The sequence below is a fragment of the Frigoribacterium sp. ACAM 257 genome, assembly GCF_007954365.1.
In the GTDB taxonomy this organism is placed as follows: domain Bacteria; phylum Actinomycetota; class Actinomycetes; order Actinomycetales; family Microbacteriaceae; genus Frigoribacterium.
This window is the reverse complement of sequence record NZ_VOLO01000002.1, coordinates 172,785-196,582: the sequence shown is the minus strand read 5'-3', so window position 1 is coordinate 196,582 and position 23,798 is coordinate 172,785. Positions and strand designations below refer to the sequence as shown.

Here is a 23,798-nt window from a genome sequence, read left to right as displayed (position 1 = left end):
CTGTGGTCTGAGACATCGACGCATGTCAATGCGCGTGGCAGACTGTTCACATGACCATCGCCGAGCCCTCGACCCTCACGGACATGACTGCCTGCTGCACTCCCGTGACGGGCGGCGCCATGGATACAGAAAGCGCGGCAGTACTGGCGAAGGCCCTGAAAGCTGTCGCTGACCCGGCGCGGCTCAGACTGCTCTCGATGGTGGCATCTCAACCCGGCGCGGAAGCGTGCGTGTGCGACTTGACGGAGCCACTCGGCCTTTCCCAACCCACCGTCTCGCACCATCTCAAGGTTCTTGTCGACGCGGGCATGCTCCATCGTGAGAAGCGCGGCACCTGGGCGTACTTCTCTTTGATTCCTGGCGCGCTCGACTCCCTTGCAGGGCTCCTAAGCTCGACCTCCTTGCGCGACTGACATCTGCCTGTCGCCAAGGGGCCACCTCCGCATTCGTCTTGCGCCCACACACCACTGCGGGAGCCCCCGATCACCTGCTACCGCGGAGAACGCATTCGGTGGAGCATCGCTCAGACCGGTCAGGGCACTCGGCTAGGTCGTGCTCGGCGCGCGAGAGACGCGACCGGAGCCGGTCGAGGCGGGCCTGCTTCTCCTCGATCTGCCGCACCTGCTCGCCCAGGAGCGGCCGCAGGGCTTCGCGTACATCGGTGCAGGACGTCGACTCCATGGTGCTGAGGTGCGCGCCTATCTGATCAAGAGGCAGCCCGAGTTCTTTGCTGGCCTCGATCAGGTCGAGCCGACTGAGAACGTCCGGGCTGTAATCCCGGTACCCGTTCGAGGTCCTGGCAGCAGTCAAGAGCCCGATGGACTCGTAATAGCGGAGCGCCGTGGCGGGGACGCCGCTGCGCTTGCTGACCTCGGAGATTCGCATACCGCGACCCTAGAGCCGCCGGCGCCGCTTGACCTTCAAGTGGCTCGAACCTCTACGGTCACTGACGTGCCCTCCTCCTCCACACCAGTCCTGCCGTGAACGCGGTCGTCTCCTGGCTCGAACACCGGCAGATCGGCCTCTACCTGGCGGCGATCCTGGCTGCCGGCGTCGTCGGTATCACCGTGCCGGGGGCGCACCACCTGGAGGGAGCGATCGAGCCTGTGCTCGCGCTGCTGCTGTTCGCGACGTTCCTCGGGGTGCCGTTCGCCGCGATCGGGAAGTCCCTCCGAGACGGGCGGTTCCTCGCCGCGGTCGGGGTGCTGAACTTCGTCGTCGTCCCGCTCGTCGCGTACGGGCTGTCCCGGTTCGTCGCGGTCGAGCCGGCGCTGCTGTTCGGGGTGCTGCTGGTGCTGCTGACCCCGTGCATCGACTACGTGATCGTGTTCGCCGGCCTGGCCGGCGGCGCGTCAGAACGGCTCCTCGCTGCGGCACCGCTGCTGATGCTGGCGCAGATCCTGCTCCTGCCGCTGTACCTGCTGTTGTTCATCGGCCTCAAGGGCGTCGCCGTGGTCGAGGTCGGTCCCTTTGCCCGGGCCTTCCTCCTCCTGATCGTCGTCCCGCTCACCGCGGCCGCCCTCGCGCAGGCCCTCGCCCGGCGACACCGCTCCGGTGTCGGGATCGAGCGGACGATGCTGGGCCTGATGGTCCTGCTGATGATGGCGACCCTGTTCACCGTCGTGGCCTCACAAGCCGGCGCCATCGGAGACGCCCTGGGCCAGCTGCTGGTGCTGGTGCCGATCTACGCCGCGTTCCTCGTCGCCATGGCAGCGCTCGGCATCGGCGCCGGCCGCATCTTCCGCCTTGACGTGCCAGCGACCCGTGCTCTGGTGTTCAGCGGCGCGACCAGGAACTCCCTCGTGGTCCTCCCGCTGGCGCTGGCCCTGCCGGCGTCCCTGTCGCTCACTCCAGTCGTCGTCGTGACCCAGACGCTCGTCGAGCTCATCGGCATGGTGATCTTCGTCCGACTCGTCCCTCGTCTTGTCCCGAGCTCGGCCGGGCGAATCGAACCGGCGGCATCTAGACCCGAGCCCAATTAGCCAGTCGCGTCAAGTCAGCGTCGACTGTAGAGTCAGTGCATGCTGACTCTTTCATCGCGCGTCGACGTCATGAACCGCCTCGGGCGCGCCATGGCCGATCCGACACGATCGCGCATCCTGCTGCACCTCCTGAACCAGCCCGGCTACCCCGGCGCTCTGGCAGAGCAGCTCGATCTCACGCGGTCCAACGTGTCGAACCACCTCTCGTGCCTCCGCGGCTGCGGCATCGTCGTTGCCGTTCCCGAGGGTCGGTCGACCCGCTACGAGATCGCTGACGCTCACCTCACGAAGGCACTCACTGCCCTTGTCGACGTCGTGCTCGCCGTCGACGACGGAGAGCCCTGCACCGACGACGCATGCGACGTCCCCCTTTGCTGCGGAACCGGCGCATGAGCACGACCACGCTGCCTGCCCTGCTCAAGCCCGCACGCCGGCTACTCCTGCAGCGTCGGATCCGGATCATCGTCGCGATCACGATCACTTACAACGTGATCGAGGCGATCGTTGCGATCGCCGCCGGCACCGTCGCCTCCTCGACGGCCCTGGTCGGCTTCGGCCTGGACTCGATCGTGGAGGTTCTCTCGGCCGCCGCGATCGCGTGGCAGTTCGCCGCCCCCGACCCGGAGAAGCGCGAACGGCTCGCGCTGCGCGTCATCGCCGTGTCGTTCTTCGGCCTAGCCGCCTACGTGTCCGTGGATGCAGTACTCGCCCTGACCGGCATCCGCGAGCCCGACCACTCCCCCGTCGGCATCGTTCTCGCCGCGGTCAGTCTCGCGATCATGCCGTTCCTCAGCCTGGTCGAGCGCCGCACCGGCATCGAGCTGGGCTCGGCGTCCGCGGTGGCCGACTCGAAGCAAACGCTGATCTGCTCATACCTCTCGGCCGCGGTCCTCGTCGGACTCGTGCTCAACCTCGCGTTCGGGTGGGCATGGGCCGACCCCGTGGCCGGGCTCGTCATCGTCGTCTTCGCCGTTAGGGAGGGCCTCGAGGCCTGGCGCGGCGACGCCTGCAAGACGCCCGTGTCGGCCCTGACGGGCGAGCGCCAGGTCGAGGCCTGCGATTGCTGCTGACCCCGGGGAAGCTCAGACGTGGGTGTGGTGCTCGTGCTGAGCGTGCTGGGCGGGCTCGATCTGGAAGGTCGAGTGCTCGACCTTGATCGAGAAGTGTTCAGCGACGCACTTCTGGAGGTCGTCGAGGATCTGAGGTGCGTGCCCGTCTTGGAAACAGGAATCCTCGACGGTGACGTGCGCACTCAGGATCGGCAGCCCCGTGGCCACGAGCGAAGCGTGCAGGTCGTGGACCTCGGTGACGTGTGGCAGCTCGAGCATGTGAGCCCGAACGTCGTCGAGGTCAAGGCCGGTGGGGGTCGATTCCATCAGCACCCCTGTTGTCTCGCGGAGCAGCTTGATGGTGCGGGGGATGATGAGCACGGCGATGAGCATTCCGGCGAGTGCGTCGGCTTGGCCCCATCCGGTGGTCATGATGATCAGGGCGCTGGCGATAACGGCCACTGAGCCGAGGGCGTCGTTGACGACTTCGAGGAACGCTGCCCGCATGTTCATGTTGGCCGAGCGGCCGGCAGCGAGAACAGTGATGGACACGATGTTGCCCACGAGTCCGATGATGCCGAAGATGAGCAGCTCAGAAGAGGGCACAGCAGGAGGCTCGAACAGGCGCCGGATGCCTTCGACGAGAGCGAAGAGGCCAACCGCAAGAAGCACCGTCGCTTGGGCTGTGGCGGCGAGCACTTCCGCTCGCTGGAAGCCCCACGTTCGTTTTGAGGTTGCGGCTCGCTTCATGAGGGTGGCTGCGAGAAGCGCCATGAAGAGGCCGCCGGCGTCGGTGAGCATGTGGGCTGCGTCGACCAGGAGCGACAGGCTTCCCGTGATGACCGAGCCGATGACTTCGACGATCAGGATCGAGGTGGTGATCCCGAAGGCGATGGCGAGGCGGCGGCGGTGGTCGGTGCCGCCGGGTGCCGCGTGATCGTGGCCTGCGCCCATGTCAGTGTCCTTCGTGGTGGTGACGGTAAGCGGCGCCGACGGAGTGCTCGGCTTGGAAGATGGCGTCTTGCACGAGCTTGCTGGCGTGATCGTTGACGAGCCTGTAGAAGACACGGTTGCCGGCCTGGCGCGTCGAGACCATCCGGGCCATACGGAGCTTGGCGAGGTGTTGCGAGACCGCAGTGGGAGATTTGTCAACGATGTCGGCCAGATGATTTACCGATAGCTCTTCGTCGCGGAGAGCAAGGATCATCCGGACACGGGTTGCGTCGGCAAGCATGGAGAACACTTCGACGGCGAGTTCCACGAACGCGTCATCCGGGTGGAGTTCCTCTTGATGCGTATCTTCGTGCATGCGAAGATGGTCACACGACGTTGCCTCGATGTCTAGAGTCTTGGGGCAGTTCTGCAGCGACGTACCCCTGTTGTTGATTAGCCTTTGGTCAGACCTGGACCTGGAAGGAGGCGTGATGTTCAGAACTACGTCCGGCGCCTCCCGTTCACGGTGGTCCGTCGGGGTCTGGGCACTGTTGCTGTCCATCACAGCCGCGACCCTCGCAGCAGTTCTGGGCATCCACACCCTCGGCGACAACGCCTTCTCCGGCGGGGTGCAAGCCGCGTCGAGCGTGACGCAGGCCGTGTCGGTCGACGACCCGGCCCCTCGAGACTCTTCCCTCCCTCCACTGTCAGTCGGCGACGAGGCCATGACCGGGCTCACTGACAGCGGTGGAGTTCTGGCCTGTACCCTCCTGGCCCTCCTCTGCGTGGTGACTCTCGCTGTTGCCCTGGTGCGGATGCGGGGCGCAGCCGCCCGAACGCTCGATCCACTCGCCGGCCCCGACTCAACAGTGCCCTCCGTCCCGGATGCGCGACGCCCGGCGATCGTGAGCCTTACCGTGCTGGGCATCTCCCGAATCTAGACACTCCCCGATCGCGACCTGCGCGTCGGCGGACGATGACGATCAGTCATCAGGCGTTCGGCGTGCTCCTTCGAGACCGAGGACACCCCTTACATGCTTCGCATCGTCAGGGTGACTGCGCCGGCCCTTGTAGCCGTTCTCGCCGCCACCTTTCTTACCGCCACCCCTTCTCGCGCTGCGGCCTATCCAACCTGGGATGACGTCATCGCCGCCCGCTCAAACGAGGCGGCGACCGCCGACAAGATCACCGAATTGACCGGCCTACTGGATGGCCTCCGGCAACAAGCCGAGACGCTGACCACTGCAGCCGATCAGCGTGGCCTTGAGCTTCAAGAGGCTCAGGATGCCGCTGACGCTGCAACGGAAGCCCTTCGTTCCCTTTCTGACGACGTCGCCCGCGCCGAGCAGGACGCCGACAATGCAGAACGGCAGATCAGCCAGTGGGCTGCGTCGCTGAGCCGTGCCGGCGGGACCGATGTGTCGATGAACATCGCCGTCGCCGGCGGCGACGCCGATGACCTGCTTTCCCGGCTCGGAACGGCCTCGCAGCTGACGAAAACCTCGAACCGGATGCTAGAAAACGCGACCGCGAAAGCGAACACCGTCAGCAGCCTTCGCGATCAAGCTCAAGTCGCAACGACCGAACGGGACCGACTCCAGGGTCTCGCGCAGACAGCCCGCGACGACGCGCTTGCCGCGGCGACCACCGCGCAAGCCGCCGTCGCGGAACAAGAGACACGGAGCATCGAGCTCGAGGCTCAGTTGGCCGTGTTGAAGCAAGAGACTGCCACCGCCGAACAAGGGTACGCAGCGGCCGAAGCCGCGCGAGCCAAGGCGGCCGCCGAGGCGGCAGCTCGCGCCGCAGCCGCCCGCGCAGCAGCCGCGGCGACCTCGGCTCCTGCAGCCCCCACATCCTCCGCCGTGTCGCCTTCGGGATGGACGATGCCGATCACGGCGTACTCGAGCTACCAGGCCTACGGCATGCGCATCCACCCAGTCCTGGGCTACCCGAAACTGCATGCTGGGGCGGACTTCGGGGCCTCCTGCGGAAACGCGATCTACGCCGCCACCGCCGGCACCGTCACCTATGCCGGCGCCTACGGCGGATTCGGGAACCTCATTACGGTTACGTCTGCCGGCGGGGTTTCCACCAACTATGGCCACATGTATTCCTCTGGCGTTCAAGTCCGTGTCGGCCAGCAGGTCACCGCCGGTCAGCAGATCGCCCAGGTCGGCAACGCCGGCCTCTCGACGGGCTGCCACCTCCACTTCGAGCTCCGCCAGGGCGGAGCTGCCACCGACCCCATCGCCTACCTCAGAACCAAAGGAGTCTGACCATGGTCAAGAACCAATTCATCGTCGCCGTCATCGCACTCATCGTCACCGCTGCCGTCGTCGTCGCGGTCATCATCTACAACGGCACGCGCACCGACACCGCCCAGCCCCTCGCCGCCGACCCCACCGTCGCACCGGCCAGTGCGGAAGTCGTTCGTGACGACACCCGCTACCTCGACCAGGTCGAGGGCGACGCCGTCACCGTCGTGGAGTTCCTCGACTTCGAGTGCGAGTCGTGCGCGGCCATGTACCCGTACGTCGAGCAGGTCCGGGAGAAGTACGCCGGGCAGATCAACCTCGCGGTCCGCTACTTCCCGATCCCGTCGCACCGGAACTCCGAGAACGCGGCCGTCGCCGTCGAGGCGGCTGCCCAGCAGGGCCAGCTCGAGGCGATGTACGCGCGCATGTACGAGACCCAGGCCGAGTGGGGCGAGAAGCAGGAGTCCGAAGCAGCCCTGTTCCGCACGTTCGCTGAAGACCTCGGGCTCGACATGACAGCGTTCGACGAGGCGGTGGCCGACCCGGCGACCCTCGAGCGCGTGGTCGCCGACCGGGCGGAGGGCACCGCCCTCGGCGTCACCGGCACCCCGACGTTCTTCGTCGACGGTCAGATGATCGAACTCACCGCCGTCGACGACCTCGACAAGGCCGTGGAAAGCGCAGTCGCCGGTGGCTAGGAACCGCGGGCGCGCCCGGAAAGCGCAACCCGTCGCTGCTCCCCCGCCGAACCTCCGCACACTGGCCGTCCTCGGGCTGCTGCTGGCCTGCATGGCCGGCCCGGTCGGTTTCGTCGTCAGCCTTCTCGCGTTCATCCGCTCACGTCGAGCAGGTGAAAAGAACACGGTCGCTTTGGTCGGGATGATCGTCGGCCTCGCCACGACTGCGGCGTTCGTCGCCGGGGTCATCTACTTCCAAGCCGTCTTCGCCGGCCAGACCGGTGTCTGCGCCGAGCTCGGCCCCGGCGACCACGACGGCGCCTTCGGCACCTTCACCTGCCCCGAGAACTGAGAAAGCCCATGACCTTCCCCCCTCTTCGAAACCTCGTGACGGCACTGTTCGTCATGCTCGCCCTCGCTGCTGGCCTCGCTGTCCTGGACGCTCGCCCTGCCGCCGCCCATGACGCCCTCGCCCGAGCAGTTCCCGCGGCTGATGAGACCGTGACGACCGAACTGTCCTCGGTGACCCTGACGTTCTCGGAGACACCGTTGGCGGAGTTCGCCAACGCCATCGCGTTGAACGTCACCGACCCCACCGGGGCCTCCGTCACCACAGGCGCCCCCGTGGCGGAAGGAACAACCCTCTCTGTTCCCGTCGAGGTCAGCGAGGCAGGTCTGCACACCGTGACGTGGCAGAGCGTGTCGAGTGACGGACACACCATCTCCGGCACCTACACCTTTACCTACGCCGGCCCCGTCGCCGCAGCTGCCCCTACGACACCGGCCCCCGCCGCGAGCACACCCGCCGCTTCGCCCTCCGCCACGGCAGAACCGACGGCACCAGATCCGACTCAGACGGCCGCTGGGCCCGCCTCGACCAACAGCATTCCACTCATCATTGGGGTGACGACATTCGCTGCGTTGATGTTGATTCCCTTGATCGTGGTCCGCCTCCTTCGAGCCCGCCGCCGGAAGAAGGCCGAGATGGCGGCCCCGGAGACAGGTGGCACTGAGGAGTGAGCACGCCACTTCATGCTCGCCGCATCACGAGCAATCCCCGACCACGAATCACCCTGGTTGTGGCCGCGATCGCGGCCCTGGCGACCGTCGCGGTTCTGCTGGTGGCGGTGAAATCAAGCGAAATTGTGCTGATCGTGGACCCCGGAGAAATCGTGAGGTCTGGGTACACGGTCAGCAAGACCATCAGCAACAGTGCAGCCGCGATCACCCTCGGTACCTCTTTCCTCCTGGCCGCCGCCGTCCCCGTTCACCAGCCCTCACAGCGAAGCCTGTTCCACCTGCTGCGCAGCTCAGCTGCTGTCTGGGCCATCGCGGGCTTCGTTGCCAGCGTGTTCACGTTCGCCAACATCAGCGGCGTTCCCCTCGACGAGGCAGGGACTGCCGCTTTCTGGTCGCAGTTCGCCTTCTACAGCACCGGCATTGAGCTCGGCCAGGCGTGGACGACCACCATTGCCGCAGCAGTCCTCGTCACCGTGTGGGCGTCACTCACCCACTCCCCCGGACACGCAGCAGCCCTCGCGGGGGTGAGCGCCTTGGCCCTGATACCCCTGGCTCAGCAAGGGCATGCGGCGGGTTCGGCGTCCCACAACCTCGCGGTTGTGTCGATCCTGATGCACGTCCTGTTCGCCTCGATCTGGGTCGGCGGCCTCGTCGCCCTCGTCTGGCTCAGACGAACCCTCCCCGGGCACCTGTTCCCCGTCGTCCTCCGCCGCTACTCGGCAATCGCGTTCGCGGCCTTCGTCGCCGTGGCACTCTCGGGCCTCGTCAGTGCCACCATCCGCATCACCGACCCCGCAACGCTCACCACCACCTCCTACGGCCTCATCGTCCTCGGCAAGGTCGTTGTGTTGGTCCTCGTCGGCGTCCTCGCTGCCGTCTTCCGCACGTGGCTGCTGCCGCACATCCACACCGGCCGAACGCGTCTCTTCTGGGCTTTAGCTGCCGTGGAGGTCACGTTCATGGGTGTCGCGTCCGGTCTTGCCGGCGTGCTCGCCCGCACCGCGCCTCCTGGCGCTGAGCAAGAGATCTACGAAACGGGTCCAGTGACCGCGGCTGAATCCCTCACCGGGTCGGTCTTCCCTGCACCACCGAGCTGGGCCACCGTGTTCCAAGGTCAACCAGATCCCTTCTGGCTCCTCCTCATCCTCTTCTCCGCAGCGACCTACCTCCTCGCCACCCGTGCGCAGCACCGGCCCGGGACGCCCTGGCCGTGGCATCGCAGTGCGGCCTTCTTGGCAGGCCTGCTCGTCGTCCTGTGGGTGACGTGTGGTCCACTGGCGATCTACGCCACGTACCTCCTCAGCTCCTACGTGCTGACGATCGTGACGCTTCTGCTCGCGGGGGCCTGCATCGCTCAGGGACGCCCGGGCGCCCTTGCTCGAGCGACCCTCAGACTCAGAGAAGACGGGACGAGAGGCCCCCGGGAGTGGGCGACGTCTCTCCTTCGCCGGCCCCTGGGCCTGTTCGACGACAGCCCGCTCGGCGTCGGCTTGATCGTGCTGGTGACCGTGGTGCTGGCCATGATCCCGGCGGGCATGCGCTGGGCAGTGACCGAGCCCCTCGGACGTGTCGTCGTCCTCACCGCTGTCGTTGTCGCCGGCGCCGTGCTGGGGTCCGCTCTCCGACGGGCACTGACCGGCCACAAAGCTGGCGACATCGCCCTGATCGGCGGCCTCGCCGCCTGTGCTCTCGCGGGTACCGCAGTAACCCTTTTGGGGCCGACCGTGATGCTCGACTGGTTCAAGACGATGAACCCCGGCGGACACCCCGCCGCCGACGCCGATCAGCGCCTCGGGAGCGTCATCCTCCTCATCAGCGCCGCCGCCACAGCTCTCACCGCAACAGTCCTGGCCCTCCGTGCGCTCACCGGGCCCCGCACCGCCACCCCGTCCCTTACCTCGGAGGACTCACGTTCATGACACGCCCCACCATCCGAACCCTTGTCGCCGCTGCCCTGGTCGCCGCGATGGCCATCGTCACGTCGGGTTGCGGCTCGAGCAGTTCTGTCGCGGAACAGTACGCGGACGGGTCCACGAAGAACTACATCGGCGGCGACGGCACCGTGGTCGAGATTCCTCCGGCCAACAGGGGTGAACCGATCTCCTTCACCAGCACCACAGACCTCGGCGAACCGCTGGACTCAGCCGACTACGACGGCGACGTGATGGTGGTCAACTTCTGGTACGCCGCCTGCCCCCCGTGCCGAGCCGAAGCTCCTGACCTCGAAGCCCTCCACCAGCAGTACCAAGACCAGGGCGTGTCCTTCATCGGAGTGAACGTCCGCGACCAGGCGAGCACCGCGGTCGCCTTCGCTGAACGGTTCAACGTCACCTACCCCTCCGTCATCGACATCACCGACAGCGCCGTACAGCTGGCCTTCGCCGGCCAGGTGTCCCCGAACGCCGTTCCCACCACGATCGTCGTCGACCGAGAGGGCCGAGCAGCAGCCCGGATCACCGGCCGAGCCGAGAAATCCATCCTCAACTCCCTCATCACCACCGTTCTCGCCGAGACCCCATGAACCTCGCCGACACCGTCTTCGACGGCCAGCTCCTCCTTGCCGTCCCGATCGCCCTCCTCGCCGGGCTGGTCTCTTTCGTGAGCCCCTGCGTTCTGCCCCTCGTCCCCGGCTACCTCGGTTACGTCGGGGGTCTTGCCGACCCCACCGCGAAGACAGGCAAAAGACGTCTCCTGATCGGAGTGGGCTTGTTCGTGGCGGGGTTCGCTGCGGTGTTCATCGCTTACGGGGCCCTCTTCGGGGCGCTGAGCGTGTGGCTGATCCAGTGGCAGGGCCTCGTCACCCGCATCCTCGGAATCGTCGTGATCCTGATGGGGCTGGTATTCATCGGGCAGGTCAGCTTCCTGCAACGCTCCTTGACACCGCGGTGGCGGCCAGTCACCGGCCTTGCCGGCGCACCGCTTCTCGGAGTCGTCTTCGGCCTGGGATGGACCCCCTGCTTCGGGCCGACCCTTGCCGCGATCTCAGCTCTCAGCCTCAGCAGCGGCTCCGCAGGACGCGGGGCCCTCCTCGGGTTGGCGTACTGCATAGGTCTCGGGCTGCCCTTCGTGCTGGTCGCCCTGGGCCTGTCCTGGGTGACCGGATCTGTGGCGTTCGTCAAACGCCACATCCGCGCCATCAACCTCGCCGGCGGCGCCGTCCTCATCGCCGTCGGCATCGCCATGGCCACCGGCATCTGGACGGCCCTGATCTACCAACTTCAAGGCCTCATCAACGGCTTCGTCCTCCCCCTCTGACCGACCAGGAACCCATGACTTCCCTCCCTCTGCACCGCGAACGACTCACCCCCTCGCCGGCGTTCTACCTCGCGATCGTGCTCGTGATCCCCGCCACCTTCTTGGTGTTCCTGCCCATCAACGTCACCGCCGGGATCATCGTCGCGGCCGTGCTCTACCTCGGCTCTGTCGCAGCCTTCATCGGCACCTCGCCCGTCGTCCAGGTCACCCCAGATGGGTTCTTCGCCGGTGCCGCCCGGCTCACACCTGACGAGATCGGGACAGTCACCACCTACACCGGCGGAGACGCCACACAGCAACGCGGGCCCCGCTTGGACGCCCGGGCGTGGACGCTGTTCCGGGGGTGGGTGCATCCCGTGGTGAAGATCGAGCTTCTCGACGAGACAGACCCGGCACCGTACTGGCTCGTGTCCACCCGGCACCCCGACGAACTCGCGGCGGCCCTGGCCACGGTGACCCGCTCGAACGAGGGCGCCTGAGATGCCGGCACTTGACCTCGCCGTTCTGCTGGGCTGGGCCCAGGGACCGGTGTCCCCTGTCGCGATCGGCGCCGCCCTGTTGGCAGCCGGCTACGTGCTCCTGTTTCGCCGGGCGCGACGCCGGGACCGGGCCCTTACTCCTGGCCGGCGTGGCCCTGGTGTCGGACAGGCAGCGGTGTTCGTTCTGGGTTGCGTACTCATCGTCCTGGTCACGGCAACGGGGGTGCAGACGTACAGCCGGGAGCTGTTCTCGGCGTTCATGTTCCAGCAGCTGACGCTGCTGATGATCGTGCCGCCGCTGCTCATCCTCGGACGACCAGGAACGGTGCTGCTGCGGGGTCTGCCCCGGCACGGCGTAGGACTTATCGCACTTCGGGCAGCTGTCGGGGCGCTCAGATCGAGCTTCGCCCGTGCAGTCGTGAACCCGATCGCCGTGTTCCCTCTGCTGCTGGTTCCGCTGTTCGGGCTCTACCTGACCGGCGCCATCGACGCGCTCCTCGCCACCGAAACAGGACGAGCGGCCCTGCAAATCGGCTTCGTCGCTGTCGGGGTGGTGGTCATGGTGCCCCTGGTGTCCACAGACCCGCTGCCTCGACAGACGTCCTACGTCATTCGAGTCTTCGACGCGTTCCTCGAGATGCAGATCCACGCCGCCTTCGGCCTCACCCTGATCTTCAGCAGCGCCCCCCTCGTAGCAGCCTTCAGCTCCCCTTCACCCCGCCTTGGCATCGATGCCCTCCGCGATCAGCAGCTCGCCGGTGCCCTGGTGTGGACGTACGGGGAACTCCCCGTCGTGGTGATCCTCCTCGTCAGCCTCGCCCGCTGGCAGCGACAGGACACCCGAAAAGCCGCAAGAGCGGCGAGGCGTGCCGACGTCGAAGGCGACACCGAACTCGACGACTACAACGCCTACCTCAGGAACATCAACCATGGCGGCCGAAATGACTAGGACACGTCGGCCACCGGCACGGGCCACAGGTCTCCCTCAGCCACCCGTCACAACGAAGGACGCCACCCATGCCTGAATCGTTCTGGGGCTCAGCCATCTTCTCCGTCGTCCCGAGCCTGGTTGTGGGGCTCATCTTCTGGTTCGTCGTCCGGGCACTCGTGCGCGCCGACCGCAACGAACGGCAGGCCTACGCTGCGATCGACAAGGAAGAGCGCGAGCGGGCCGCCCACCAACTTGGCGACACGCCAGAAAATCTCGACGGCACATGAGGCCGCCAGCCGAGATATCGAAGGCTCCCGCGGTCATGCCGCTGCCTGCTGCTTTCGCGGCCGCGGCAGCAGGTGGAGCCATTCTCGATGGCGCCTTTCCCGACAAGAACTGGTGGCCTCTAGCCTTCCTGGGGATCGGGTTGATCTTGGCGGCCCTCCCCGGACGACGCGCAGGGGCAGCGTTCGCTGTCGGGCTTGTCGCGGGCGTTTCGTTCTACGGTTTCCACATTCAGTGGGTAGCGCTCTTCCTCGGGCCCGTCCCGATCGCAGCGCTAGTTCTCTTGCAGGCGTTGCTGTTCGCGGCGGGATGCGTGGCGATCACCCTGGCGTATCGGTGGCTCCCCCAGCTGTGGCCAGGCCCGTGTGGAGCCTGCCTTGGGGTCCCGGCCGTGGTGGCGGCAGTGTGGTGTGCCCGTGAGGCGGTGTCGAGCACCTGGCCGTATGGCGGGTTCTCCTGGGGCCGAGCCGCGATGTCACAATCCACCAGCCCTCTCCGAGAAGCCTTCGCGTGGCTAGGAATATCGGGTGTGGGGTTCGTCATGGTCCTCGTTGTCGCGATGATTCTGCAGATCGTCAGCACCAGAACACTTCGACACTCCGGCCGGTGGATTGCACCGGTGGCCGCGGCGGCCATACTCGTGGGTCTGCCGGCGTGGCCCATCGCGCAGACGGGGACGATGCGGGTGGGCGCTGTGCAGGGGAATGGTCCAGCGGGCTACTTCGACGAAAGGAACCCCGGGGACCTCACCCAGGCCCAAGTAGACGCCACCACACCCCTTCTCGATGAACGTCTTGATGCTGTTCTCTGGCCCGAAGGCGCCACGGACCGAAGCGCCCTCGATGACGACGACACGGCTGCAACGTTCGATGCGATCGCCCAGGCGACGGCGGCGCCGCTGATCGGGTGGGCCATCACGGAACGGGACGGACGGACCTACAACACGGAAATCCAGTGGGAGCCAGGCCGTGGCCCTGTCGATTTCTACGACAAGAAGCACCCCGTCCCGTTCGGGGAGTATGTCCCCGACCGGGCGTTCTGGCGATCCCTCGCGCCTGACCTGGTCGACATGGTCGCTCGCGACTACACCCCAGGGACAACCGACCCCATCTTCGACATCTCCGGGGTTTCGGTCGGCATCAGCATTTGCTTCGACATCGTCGACGATGACGTACTCCGTCAGTCCGTCACCGAAGGCGCCCAGGTGCTGTTCTCGTCGTCCAACAACGCCGATTTCGGACGCTCCGACCAGAGCGCCCAACAGCTCGCGATCACCCAGATTCGGGCGATCGAGCTGGGGCGGAGTGTCGTCAACATCTCGACCGTCGGCCGCAGCGCCGTAATCGCGCCAGACGGCTCCGTGACAGCTGAGCTGCCCTGGTTCAGTCCTGGGGTGTTGGTGGAAGACGTTCCGTTGTCCACGAATCTGACGCCGGCGGCGATGTGGGGCGGCCAGATCGAAAAGATCATCAGCATCACTGGTCTGAGTGTCCTGCTCGGTGCCGGCGTCCTCTCCCGGAGAAGAGGCGCGGAGCGGTAGACGGCGGACGACGCACAGAGGAGGCGTGGCACCAACCGGCGCCACGCCTCCTCCTGATTCACACGAACTCTGTCCGTGCGTTACATCTGCACACCAGAGTGATCGATCATGCCTGCGCGGCGGCGGCGGCGCACGACGAGCACCGCACCGGCACCAGTCAGCATGAGGGCGAGCAGCAACGCCGGCAGGACCTCGGAGCCAGTGAAGGCGAGAGGACCGTTGCCGGACCCGGCGGTCCCGACACCACCGGCGGTGTTGCCGCCGTCAGCGGGCACAGCACCAGGGGTCGGGGTGGCGGACGGGGCCGGGGTGACGGCGCCGGCGATGACGTTCACCGCGGCGGTGAGCTCCACACCCGACTGAACCCCGGTCAGGGTGACCGTTCCAGCGCCCAGTGCGGTCGGAGCCGTGACCGTGAAGGTCGCGATTCCGTCGATGACGTCGACGTAGCCAAGGTCGACGGGGTCACCGGTGGCAGGGGTGAACACGCCCGAGACCTGACGGTCGCCCTCGATCCCGGAGGCGGTCACGGTGAAGTCTGTTCCGGGAGCGACCTCGGCCGGGGCGGAGATCGTGGCGTCATTGCTGAGTCCGTCGAGGTTCCGGTCGAGCTCGAGCGCGTTGACGATGGTGAAGAAGTTATCGGTCTGGTCGATCAGGCCGACGACGTTGGCAGCGCCGGGACCGTAGCCGGCAACGCGGAGTTGGCTGCCGGTGTGCTGCTGCGAGCCACCAGCCGCGGCGGTGCCGTAGGCGATCTTCATGGTGCTGCCCTCGTTGGTCAGCAGCGACGTGCTGAGCGAGGTAGGAGGGGTTCCGTCGACGATCTGGCTGGTGTGGGCGTGGTCGGCGGTGACGATGACCATCGTGTTTCCGTCAGCCTTGGCGAAGTCGAGCGCGGCCTGGACGGCCTCGTCAAGGTCGAGGACCTCACCGATCTGGCCACAAGCGTCCGCGCTGTGGTCGCGCTTGTCGATCGAGGCGCCCTCGACCTGGAGGAAGAAGCCGTCCTCGTTGTCGAGCAGGTCGATCGACTTCTCAGTCATCGCCTGAAGCGAGAGGTCCGTCGAGAGGCGGGCAGGGTTCGGCGTGCAGCGCTGCGGGGCGAGGTCGCCGCCACCAACGGTGGCCGTCGAGGGCGCGAAGCGCGTGGGGAAGTTGCCGTCCGTGAACGTGCCCAGCACGGGCGCGGTCTGGTCGGCCGCGGCAAGGCCGCTCAGGCCCGCCGCGTCACCGATGACCTGGTAGCCGCGGTCGCCGGCCTGGTCGAAGAGCGTGTCGCCCTGGTACTGGCCGGCACGGGCCGCCTGGCGGAACGAGGCCGAGCCGCCACCGAGGGTGAGGTCGGCGCGCGTGCCGATGATCTGCTCGCTGATCGAGCCGCGACCACCCTGGTCGAGAGCGTCGGCACCGCACTGGGTGACGCTGTCGGGGCCGTAGCAGCTGCGCGCGGCGACGTGCGCGGCCTGGACTGCGGGGGTCGCGTCCTGGACCTCGGAGGTGGTGACGTTGCCGGTCTTCAGGCCGTTGGCCTTGGCGATCTCGAGCAGGGTGTCCTGCGGGGTGCCGGCGATGTCGACCGAGACGGCGTTATCGTACGTCTTCGTGCCGGTGGCCCACGCGGAGCCGGTCGCGGCGGAGTCGGGTACGTAGTCGGCCTTGCCGTCTCTCGTGAGCGAGTACGTCGTGTACTGACCCGTCAGGGGCAGGGCGTCGATGCCAGGCAGGACACCGCCCGCGCCGTACTCGTAGTTGCGGGCCGAGGTGATTTCGGAGTCGCCCATGCCGTCACCGATTAGCAGGATGACGTTCTTCGCCGGGCCGCCCTGGACGGAGTCGAGGATCGCCTGGGTGCTGTCGTCGATGCTACGGGCGGCACCACCGTTCTGGGCAACGTCTGCGGGAGTTGCGGCGACGGCTGCGGTCGGGACGAGGGCGACGGAGGCAGCAAGCGCCACCGCTCCGAACGTCGTGGCCGCTGCGCGGCCGGAAGTCATCAGTGACACGTGTCTGCTCCAGGTGATCGTGATCCGTGAGCGCCATGCGGAAGCCGCTACAGCGCAGGAACCAGCAGACCCCGACTCGGTAAACCGTCGATGAACACCCCCCGGCCCGCACACCAATAAAGACCCTCGACTAGGGGGTAGCAGGAAGAGCTTGCGGATGGAGACAAATCTTCTGGGGCCTGCTCGACCGGAAGCGGGACTGAGCGGTAAGTCGCCGATTTTCTACGTTGTCGGTGGAGTGTCAGCCGGGTGACGTCGGGTGGGCTTCGAATCGCACGCCACGGATACAACCGCGAAGCTGATGAGACCGACTGTGGTGAAGATGTCGGCGACATTGAAGATGGCAAACCAGTCGATCGCGATGAAGTCGACGACCTCACCAGACAGGGGGCCTTTGTCCGCTCGCGAGATGCGGTCCCAAACGTTGCCCGTGGCTCCGCCGAGAACGACCGCGAGAAGGAATGTCGCAAACGTCCTCCTTTCCTTCAGTGCCCGAACAAGGACCCAGGCGGCGAGGGCCGCAACGATCGCTATGATGCCGACGGTCAGGGCTGGGCCGAACTCGGCCCCGAGACCAAACGCGACACCGGGGTTGAACACGAGCCGGAGACTTGCGCCGAGTCCTAAATCGATTTGACGCTCTGCGCCGAGAAATGACAGCGCCCATGCCTTCGACACCTGATCAAGAACGAACGCAGCCGCAGTGATCACGACTGCACCGGCGACCCGCCCTCCGGCCGTCATGAGAGGGCCTCGACGAGCCGAATGAGGACACCGGACTCGATCAGGATGTAGAGCCCGAGGCCGATAAACACTGCGGGCACGAGCCAGTGCTCGACTCTTTCGAGCAGCTCACTGACGGTTTTGCTCGTTCCGATGAAGCGAGCGGTGAGGCACCACACCGCCACCAGGACAAGGAACACGATGATTGTGACGACGGTGTCCTGCACGGGGTTTGTCCGGAACACGGGCGTGTAGAGCGAGATGTTGTCGGCACCGTTGGCGATTGTGATGCCGGCAACTCCTAGGAGACCAACTGCGGAAATTGCGTCGTCATCGTCATCGTCGTCGTCATCGCCTCGGCGCCGAAGGGTGCGAACGAGACCGTAGATGCCGATGGCAAGCGGAATGAGGCCGAGGAATCCAACCCACTTATCCGGCACGATTGTGAGCCCCGCAGCGGCCACGACGCTGATGGCGACGAGGGTCACGAACCCGGCGTACTGACCGGCAACAACCTTCCACCCGGGCAGAGCGCCTCGTGCTGACGCAACGAAAAGAACGGTCAGGACGACGAGGTCGTCGATGTTGGTGGCCGCGAAAAGACCGACCGCGGCGACGATGGTGCCGATCATCGGGTCTGGCTTCCGTAAGTCGTGCACAAGTCGACCTTGTGCCCGGTAGAGGCAAGCAGCTGCTCGGCGGATTCGAGGACGTCAAGGACTTCCGGTGTGGCCACTGAGTAAAAGTTCTGCCGCCCCTCGGCGCGAGCGGTGACAAGGCCGCAGTCTCGAAGGCAGGCGACATGCTCAGAAACAGTGGACTGGGCTAAACCAAGTTCGTCAGTGAGATCCCGTACACGCGCTTCGCTTTGGCTGAGTCGGCGCAGGATGAGCAGACGGCTCGGGTCTGCCAGCGAATGGAACAGCGAAACCGCTGCACTTAACTCTTTAATAATCGGCACGCGCCGATGATATCAATTCCAGCCGATTTTTGGCGAGCTGAGGAACACCCGCGATCTGAGACCGAGGAGCATGCGCCACCCCTCCCCGTTCGTCTCATTAGACGATCGGTCACCGACCAGCGGCGGACGCTAGCCACTCCCCCGCAGCTACGGGGCGCAGGCTGTCTCGATAGATCAGTCCGAAACTGATCTCGGTGAACGATCGGTCACCGACCAGCGGCGGACGCTAGCCACTCCCCCGCAGCTACGGGGCGCAGGCTGTCTCGATAGATCAGTCCGAAACTGATCTCGGTGAACGATCCCCTATCGGGACTGGCCAACACACCCTTTTCTTGGTCGGAACGAATGTTGTATCAGCAGGTGCAGCTTGGTCGGATCAGTGCTTTACTGAGCGTGGCGGAGACGCCACGGCGGTGGGGCTCGCCGTCACCAACCTCGACTCAGGTCGACAACAGTCCCTATCTCATCCACTGGCGTGCCCAGATACCGAGATAGGAGACCAGATGACCACCGACACCATCGTCGTCGGAGCCCATACCCGGACGGCCAACACCGTTCTCTCGACCGCCGCCCGGTTCGCGGCCCGGTTGTCGGCACAACTCGTCGTCGTGCAGGTCGACGACTCCCGCGTCCCCGCCGACCCCGACGACGCCAGCGGCCGAGGGGCGACCGTTCCCCTCGACCCAGACGAGTACGACGACGACGCCGTCGACAGATCTGCCCTCGAGGCGACGGCAGCCCGGCTCCGCACCGACGTGCAGATCACGGTCGACGTCCGTGTCCTCGCCGGTGACCCCGCAAAGGCGTTGGCCCGCGTCGCCGCCGACACGCACGCCGTGATGATCGTCGTCGGATCCTCGAACGGTCCGGCCGCGGGCCTGAAGGCTGCACTGCACGGGTCCACGGCATCGTTCCTCATGCACCATCAACCCGTGCCGGTACTCGTGGTGCCGGTCTCGAAGGCATGGCCGTGACGACCCGGATCGTCCTCGTGCGACATGGCGAAAGCCAGGCCAATGCCGACGGGCTGTTCACCGGTATCACCGACTCACCCCTCACGACCGGAGGCCGGGAAGAGGCCCGCCGTGCTGCACACCTGCTCGACGAGGCGGGTTTCCGCCCGGCATCGATCCTGTGCTCACCGCTGGCCCGTGCAACTGAGACTGCCCGCGTCATGGTGGCCGAGAACAAGTGGCCCGTGCCCGTCACCGTCGACGTGCGACTCCGGGAACGCGATTACGGCGACCTGACCGGACGGACCAAGGCGGATGTTCGCCGCTCAGACGGCGAGGAGGACTTCACCCTGTGGCGGCGCTCCCTGGAAACCCCGCCCCCGCCGTCCTCTGACGCGCTGTTCGCGAAGCTGTGGGCTCAGGATGCCCTCCGTCATGTGGAACCCGAGAACCGGACCAGGGCCGAGAGCCTGCTCGACGTCATCGCCCGGGTCCGCCCCGTCACCGAGGCGGTCCAGGCCGGGACCGCCGGCGGCACCGTGCTCGTGGTGGGCCATGGCAACAGCCTCCGCGCACTCTGCCTGCTGCTCGACGCGTTGACCCCGCTCGAGGTCGCCGCGCTCAACATCCCGACCGGACACCCCCTGATGTACGACCTCGCCTCCGATGGGCATCCGCTGACGCGGGGCGGCACGTATCTCGACCCGGCCGCAGCGGCCCTCGCCGCCACGGTCATCACCCACGAAGGAGGAACCTGACATGAACGACTACATCAGCAACCGCACCATCCACACCCACGACGTCGGCACCTACGTCACCCACGGAGGTGCACACCCCGTCCAGATCGTGTCCGCTCTCGGGCGGTCGATCTTGGACTCCCGCGGCTTCCCCACCGTCCAAGTCGACCTCGAACTCGCCGATGGGTCCGTCGTGTCAGGCTCCGCCCCTGCCGGAGCGTCAACCGGTGCCCATGAAGCTGTAGAACTCCGAGACGGTGGCGCAGCGTTCGGCGGCAAAGGTGTTCGACAGGCCGCGCAGATGGTCACCACCGAGATCGGCGACCTCCTCACCTCACGCCCCTGGGCCGGGATCAGCGAGATCGATCGTGCCCTCGCCGACCTCGACGGCACTTCGAACTGGTCGAGGCTAGGCGCCAACGCCGTCGTCGCGACCTCGATCGCGGCGTCCCGGGCGCTGGCCCGCGAAGCCGGCCTGCCCCTGCACCGGTGGATCGCCCTGCTGTCGGGGACGAACGAAACGCTCCCCGTCCCGCACTTCAACGTCCTGAACGGAGGCGCCCACGCAGCTAACGACCTCGACTTCCAGGAATTCATGATCGCTCCCGTCGGAGCGACCAGCGAGGAGGAGGCGGTACAGACCGGCGCCGAGGTCTACCACGCCCTGAAGACGCTCGTACAGACCCGCTACGGCACCGCAGGCCTCGGCGACGAGGGCGGCTTCGCCCCGGCGATCAGCAACCCCGAGGAGGCCCTCGACCTCATCGTCCAGGCGATCACCGACGCTGGCCACCGGGCAGCGCTGGACGACGTCGCCATCGCCCTCGACCCTGCCGCGAACGGATTCGGCGACGGAGACGGCCGATACCGAGTCGCCGGGCAAGACCTCGATCGTGGAAGTCTCGCGGACCGGTACGGGGCCCTGCTCGAGGCGTACCCGATCAGGAGCATCGAAGACGCGTTCCACGAGGACGACCACGACGGGTGGGCGCTGATGGCGTCGCGGTTCGGCGGACGGGTTCAGCTCGTCGGCGATGACCTCTACGTGACTGACCCCAGAAGGATCGCCGAAGGCGCGGAGCAGGGCTGGTCGGACGCCGTTCTCATCAAGCCGAACCAGATCGGTTCTGTCAGCCAGACCCTCGACGCGATCGCGACGGCCCGGTCCCACGGCATGGCCTGCATGGTGTCGCACCGCTCCGGGGAGACCACCGACACGTTCATCGCCGACCTCGTCGTCGGCACCGGGGTCGGCCAGATCAAATCCGGTGCCCCCGCACGCGGGGAACGGGTCTGCAAGTACAACCGCCTGACCGACATCGAAGCCGATCAGCCCGGACTTTCCTACGGCCTCAGCACGAAGGACGATGCATGACCTCACCTTCACCTGACACACCGTTTCCGCCGCTGCCCTCGAGCAGAGGCGACGAGTTCGACGGGCTGGGCCAGAACCCCGACCTCGATGTCGACGACTCCACGGGCACCGAACGGCCCGTGCACCTGCGGTGGCGGTTCATCGGACTCGTCACCCTCGGCGGCACGATCGGCACGGGCCTGCGCGAAGGCCTGGCGTTGAACTTCCCCGCAGCCCCGGGCAGCATCCCGCTGACGATCCTGCTGATCAATGTCGTCGGTGCGTTCGCGCTCGGGCTGCTCCTCGAGTCGTTGGTGCGACGAGGGCCGGACGCGGGTCGCCGACGCGACCTGCGGCTGCTCATCGGAACAGGCGTTCTCGGCGGATTCACCACCTACAGCGCTCTTGCGGTCGACACCGCGACCCTGCTCGGTGACGCGCTGCCGATCGCCATCGCCTACGGTGTGGGATCGGTCGTGCTCGGCGCCGTGGCTTCCTGGGCCGGCATCACCGTCGGTGCCGCCCTCCACCGCCGTTCTGAGGCGGCGTCGTGATCGCCCCATGGCTCTTCGTCGCGACCGCGGTCGCCGGTGGTGTGGGCGCGGCCCTGCGCCTCGTCGTCGACGGCGCCGTACGCAGCACGTGGTCGGCCCCCATTCCGCTGGCGACCCTGGTCATCAACGTCAGCGGGTCGTTGGTGCTCGGCTTGCTCACCGGTCTTGCCGACCACGCGGGGCTGCCCCGAGAGTGGCTGCTCGTCGCGGGCGGCGGGCTCATGGGCGGCTACACCACGTTCAGCACCGCGAGCGTCGAGACCGTGCGCCTCGTAGCCGAGAAGAAACGGGTCGCTGGGATCGCCAGCGGCGCGGGCATGCTGCTGCTCGCCGTCGCTGCCGGGCTCGTCGGCCTCATCATCGGCAGGTCATGACACCCTTCTGACTTCCGGGGCGACGACTGACCAGGCGTCACCCCGGAACCGCCCAGGACGACCTGGTCACAGCCGGAGCCTTCCTTCTCCGTCCGTGAGACGATCACCACCTCAGTCGGCGGCCGCCGACTCCCTTTTCCGTTTCGACGAACGAGTGAGCAGGAGAGAGCATCATGAGCAACACCGTCATCCATGACTTGGTTTCCGAGATGCTGAGTCGGCTTCCGTCCGGTGGAGGCGTCGTGGCTGTGGATGGCGATGCTGGCGAGCAAGTCTCGGACATGGGCAGTCAGTTGGCTCTAGAGATCAGCGCGAGAGGCCTCACGTCGTCCGTCCGAGCATTCACGGGCAAGGACTTCGAGTCCTTGCCCGCCGACACGGACGTGGTGTTGGTCGTCGGCGAAGGCGCGTTGCAGCCTGGCGTCCGGACGCGGTGGAACTGGACTCTGTGGGTGGAGGCCTCCGGGGTGCGTGATCCGGCGAGCAACGACCGCAGTGCGGTGGCGTTCGAGAGCTACCGGTCGCGTGACGAGCCCAAGGGCGCCGCCTCGGCCATAGTCGACGTCAGTGACCCCGAGGCCCCCCATCGTGACTGGAACGACGCCTGTTCGATCTGAGCCGCTCCCCCACGCCCCCCTCGTCGTCCGCGGTCAGGGCAGAGGACGGGGAGGCGCGAGGAGCGTTCCGCGGATGACGCTGCCGTGGGAGGTGCGCACGGCGACCGTGATCCAGGCCCCGACGAGCCCGACGTAGAACACGACCGCCAGTACCTGCAGCGCGACGAGTCCCGTGTGCAGGGCCAGACCGTTCAGGCCTGTCACGCAGGTGCCGACGGGGAAGGTGAACGACCACCAGGTGAGTGAGAAAGGGAGCCCCTGGCGGATGGTGCGGAGGGTGATGGCCGATGCCAGTGCCGCCCACATCAGGGCGAATCCCAGAGTGGGCACACCGTAGACGAGCCCGAAGACGAACAGGGCGTGCGAGGTTCCCTGGTCGACGGCGAGGTGGGCGTTGCCACCGAGCAGGTTGGCTGCGGTGATCGACTGCCCCAGGGGGCCGAGGACGATCCAGAGGGTCGGGACCATGCCGGCCGGGCCGATCTTGTGCTGGGCCAGGCGTGACCAGATCAGCGTGATGATCACGATCGACGCCAGCAACGACAAGCCGAACATCGCGTAGCACCCCCAGAGCATGTTCTGCCTGGCCTGCCCCGCGGGCAGGAAGGGCAGCAGCAGCGCACCGGTCGAGGCAGACACCATCGGGGGAACCACGGGCATGAGCCAGCCGCCGAACGCACTGTCGGGGGCCGTGTCGTGCCGGGTGAACGTCAGGTACGGGACCGCGATCGCGCTGACGAGGCCGAGCACCGTGCCGATGGTCCACAACACCCAGTCGATGCCGACCGCCAGGGGCGTACCGAGGACGTCTTTGCCCAAGAGGAGGGTGCCCGCGCCGACGGTCAGCAGCGCCATGGGCGGTGCCCCGTAGAAGTGCGCCATCACCGGATTGAGATGATGCCCCCGCGCGGTGGCTCGGTAACGCACCCAGTGCATGACGGTCGCTGTGCTGAGAGCGACCAACAACACGCTGGCCAGTGCCCAGACGATGGTCGCGGCCGGGCGCAGCCCCGGGAACTGCAACGGCAGGGTCGCCGCGGCGTTGGCGACGATGCCGGTCCCCATGATCGACGCGAACCAGTTCGGGGTCAGGTTCGACACGATCTGCCCGCG

The 23,798-nt window shown here is 66.8% G+C and carries 29 protein-coding genes; 21 read left to right on the top strand and 8 right to left on the bottom strand.

All coding sequences use genetic code 11. From position 1 onward, the window contains the following. The first annotated feature begins 50 nt into the window (after window positions 1-50). Window positions 51-413, top strand: coding sequence for a metalloregulator ArsR/SmtB family transcription factor (locus tag ES689_RS07305; protein ID WP_137846783.1), 363 nt, complete (start codon window positions 51-53; stop codon window positions 411-413). A gap of 70 nt (window positions 414-483) precedes the next feature. Here the strand turns inward: ES689_RS07305 and ES689_RS07300 are convergent, their stop codons facing one another. Continuing rightward, window positions 484-885, bottom strand: coding sequence for a MerR family transcriptional regulator (locus ES689_RS07300; RefSeq protein WP_146902370.1), 402 nt, complete (start codon window positions 883-885; stop codon window positions 484-486). Between the two features lie 95 nt (window positions 886-980). Between ES689_RS07300 and ES689_RS07295 the strand changes: the two genes are divergently transcribed. The 3 genes from ES689_RS07295 to ES689_RS07285 are packed head-to-tail and all read left to right on the top strand — an operon-like array spanning window position 981 to window position 3,052. Next, window positions 981-1,982, top strand: coding sequence for a bile acid:sodium symporter (locus ES689_RS07295; RefSeq protein WP_146902367.1), 1,002 nt, complete (start codon window positions 981-983; stop codon window positions 1,980-1,982). Between the two features lie 39 nt (window positions 1,983-2,021). Beyond that, window positions 2,022-2,375 (top strand): helix-turn-helix transcriptional regulator, encoded by a 354-nt coding sequence (locus tag ES689_RS07290; RefSeq protein ID WP_123517313.1) that lies wholly within the window; start codon window positions 2,022-2,024, stop codon window positions 2,373-2,375. Continuing rightward, window positions 2,372-3,052 (top strand): cation transporter, encoded by a 681-nt coding sequence (locus ES689_RS07285; RefSeq protein WP_123547506.1) that lies wholly within the window; start codon window positions 2,372-2,374, stop codon window positions 3,050-3,052. The genes ES689_RS07290 and ES689_RS07285 overlap by 4 nt, the downstream gene beginning before the upstream one ends. Window positions 3,053-3,064: 12 nt before the next feature. Here the strand turns inward: ES689_RS07285 and ES689_RS07280 are convergent, their stop codons facing one another. Both ES689_RS07280 and ES689_RS07275 read right to left on the bottom strand, forming a co-directional pair. Beyond that, window positions 3,065-3,985: a cation diffusion facilitator family transporter gene (locus ES689_RS07280; protein ID WP_146902364.1), complete on the bottom strand. Its 921-nt coding sequence runs from the start codon at window positions 3,983-3,985 to the stop codon at window positions 3,065-3,067. Window position 3,986: 1 nt separating this feature from the next. After that, complete coding sequence (locus ES689_RS07275; protein WP_191330333.1) at window positions 3,987-4,340, bottom strand: metalloregulator ArsR/SmtB family transcription factor; 354 nt, start codon at window positions 4,338-4,340, stop codon at window positions 3,987-3,989. A gap of 658 nt (window positions 4,341-4,998) precedes the next feature. On the opposite strand from ES689_RS07275, the gene ES689_RS07270 reads away from it, so the two are divergent. From ES689_RS07270 to lnt, 11 genes are all read left to right on the top strand, one after another. Next, window positions 4,999-6,240 carry a M23 family metallopeptidase gene (locus ES689_RS07270; protein ID WP_123517305.1) on the top strand — a complete coding sequence of 414 codons (1,242 nt, stop codon included), beginning with the start codon at window positions 4,999-5,001 and terminating at the stop codon, window positions 6,238-6,240. A gap of 2 nt (window positions 6,241-6,242) precedes the next feature. Continuing rightward, window positions 6,243-6,917 (top strand): thioredoxin domain-containing protein, encoded by a 675-nt coding sequence (locus ES689_RS07265; RefSeq protein WP_123547503.1) that lies wholly within the window; start codon window positions 6,243-6,245, stop codon window positions 6,915-6,917. 91 nt (window positions 6,918-7,008) lie between these two features. Further along, window positions 7,009-7,248 carry a hypothetical protein gene (locus ES689_RS07260; protein WP_146902361.1) on the top strand — a complete coding sequence of 80 codons (240 nt, stop codon included), beginning with the start codon at window positions 7,009-7,011 and terminating at the stop codon, window positions 7,246-7,248. Between the two features lie 8 nt (window positions 7,249-7,256). Beyond that, window positions 7,257-7,916 (top strand): copper resistance CopC family protein, encoded by a 660-nt coding sequence (locus tag ES689_RS07255; RefSeq protein ID WP_146902358.1) that lies wholly within the window; start codon window positions 7,257-7,259, stop codon window positions 7,914-7,916. Next, complete coding sequence (locus ES689_RS07250) at window positions 7,913-9,835, top strand: cytochrome c oxidase assembly protein (protein ID WP_146902355.1); 1,923 nt, start codon at window positions 7,913-7,915, stop codon at window positions 9,833-9,835. Before ES689_RS07255 ends, ES689_RS07250 begins: the two co-directional genes overlap by 4 nt. Continuing rightward, entirely contained in the window at window positions 9,832-10,437 is a 606-nt protein-coding gene (locus tag ES689_RS07245) for a TlpA disulfide reductase family protein (protein ID WP_123547500.1), read from the top strand. Before ES689_RS07250 ends, ES689_RS07245 begins: the two co-directional genes overlap by 4 nt. Continuing rightward, a complete protein-coding gene (locus tag ES689_RS07240) occupies window positions 10,434-11,171 on the top strand; it encodes a cytochrome c biogenesis CcdA family protein (RefSeq protein WP_056260046.1) in 738 nt (245 codons plus the stop codon). The genes ES689_RS07245 and ES689_RS07240 overlap by 4 nt, the downstream gene beginning before the upstream one ends. 14 nt (window positions 11,172-11,185) lie before the next feature. Continuing rightward, the gene (locus ES689_RS07235) at window positions 11,186-11,650 is read left to right on the top strand and encodes a DUF3093 domain-containing protein (protein WP_146902352.1); all 465 of its coding nucleotides are present in this window, start codon (window positions 11,186-11,188) and stop codon (window positions 11,648-11,650) included. A 1-nt stretch (window position 11,651) separates the two neighbouring features. Then, complete coding sequence (locus ES689_RS07230; RefSeq protein WP_146902350.1) at window positions 11,652-12,599, top strand: cytochrome c oxidase assembly protein; 948 nt, start codon at window positions 11,652-11,654, stop codon at window positions 12,597-12,599. A 68-nt stretch (window positions 12,600-12,667) separates the two neighbouring features. Then, on the top strand, window positions 12,668-12,868 hold the full coding sequence (locus ES689_RS07225) for a hypothetical protein (protein WP_123547498.1): 201 nt from the start codon (window positions 12,668-12,670) through the stop codon (window positions 12,866-12,868). Beyond that, the gene (gene lnt, locus ES689_RS07220; protein ID WP_123547497.1) at window positions 12,865-14,406 is read left to right on the top strand and encodes an apolipoprotein N-acyltransferase; all 1,542 of its coding nucleotides are present in this window, start codon (window positions 12,865-12,867) and stop codon (window positions 14,404-14,406) included. The genes ES689_RS07225 and lnt overlap by 4 nt, the downstream gene beginning before the upstream one ends. Window positions 14,407-14,486: 80 nt before the next feature. Here the strand turns inward: lnt and phoA are convergent, their stop codons facing one another. The 4 genes from phoA to ES689_RS07200 form a co-directional block, all read right to left on the bottom strand. Next, window positions 14,487-16,403, bottom strand: a complete 1,917-nt coding sequence (gene phoA, locus ES689_RS07215; protein ID WP_123547496.1) for an alkaline phosphatase — start codon at window positions 16,401-16,403, stop codon at window positions 14,487-14,489. A gap of 231 nt (window positions 16,404-16,634) precedes the next feature. Next, window positions 16,635-17,123 (bottom strand): signal peptidase II, encoded by a 489-nt coding sequence (locus ES689_RS07210; protein ID WP_158612593.1) that lies wholly within the window; start codon window positions 17,121-17,123, stop codon window positions 16,635-16,637. A 29-nt stretch (window positions 17,124-17,152) separates the two neighbouring features. Beyond that, window positions 17,153-17,767: a cadmium resistance transporter gene (locus ES689_RS07205; protein ID WP_123547495.1), complete on the bottom strand. Its 615-nt coding sequence runs from the start codon at window positions 17,765-17,767 to the stop codon at window positions 17,153-17,155. Further along, the gene (locus ES689_RS07200; protein WP_146902347.1) at window positions 17,764-18,096 is read right to left on the bottom strand and encodes a helix-turn-helix transcriptional regulator; all 333 of its coding nucleotides are present in this window, start codon (window positions 18,094-18,096) and stop codon (window positions 17,764-17,766) included. The genes ES689_RS07205 and ES689_RS07200 overlap by 4 nt, the downstream gene beginning before the upstream one ends. Before the next feature lie 503 nt (window positions 18,097-18,599). On the opposite strand from ES689_RS07200, the gene ES689_RS07195 reads away from it, so the two are divergent. The 6 genes from ES689_RS07195 (at window position 18,600) to ES689_RS07170 (ending at window position 22,685) form a co-directional block, all read left to right on the top strand. Beyond that, on the top strand, window positions 18,600-19,070 hold the full coding sequence (locus ES689_RS07195; protein ID WP_055976344.1) for a universal stress protein: 471 nt from the start codon (window positions 18,600-18,602) through the stop codon (window positions 19,068-19,070). Next, entirely contained in the window at window positions 19,067-19,807 is a 741-nt protein-coding gene (locus ES689_RS07190; protein ID WP_158614655.1) for a 2,3-bisphosphoglycerate-dependent phosphoglycerate mutase, read from the top strand. The genes ES689_RS07195 and ES689_RS07190 overlap by 4 nt, the downstream gene beginning before the upstream one ends. A gap of 1 nt (window position 19,808) precedes the next feature. Further along, the gene (gene eno, locus ES689_RS07185; RefSeq protein WP_123547494.1) at window positions 19,809-21,161 is read left to right on the top strand and encodes a phosphopyruvate hydratase; all 1,353 of its coding nucleotides are present in this window, start codon (window positions 19,809-19,811) and stop codon (window positions 21,159-21,161) included. Then, window positions 21,158-21,694 (top strand): CrcB family protein, encoded by a 537-nt coding sequence (locus tag ES689_RS07180; RefSeq protein WP_082454848.1) that lies wholly within the window; start codon window positions 21,158-21,160, stop codon window positions 21,692-21,694. Before eno ends, ES689_RS07180 begins: the two co-directional genes overlap by 4 nt. Beyond that, window positions 21,691-22,068, top strand: coding sequence for a CrcB family protein (locus ES689_RS07175; RefSeq protein WP_326937862.1), 378 nt, complete (start codon window positions 21,691-21,693; stop codon window positions 22,066-22,068). Before ES689_RS07180 ends, ES689_RS07175 begins: the two co-directional genes overlap by 4 nt. Before the next feature lie 173 nt (window positions 22,069-22,241). Then, entirely contained in the window at window positions 22,242-22,685 is a 444-nt protein-coding gene (locus ES689_RS07170) for a hypothetical protein (protein ID WP_146902344.1), read from the top strand. Window positions 22,686-22,718: 33 nt separating this feature from the next. Here the strand turns inward: ES689_RS07170 and ES689_RS07165 are convergent, their stop codons facing one another. Then, complete coding sequence (locus ES689_RS07165; RefSeq protein WP_223269466.1) at window positions 22,719-23,786, bottom strand: TDT family transporter; 1,068 nt, start codon at window positions 23,784-23,786, stop codon at window positions 22,719-22,721. Window positions 23,787-23,798: the final 12 nt, after the last annotated feature.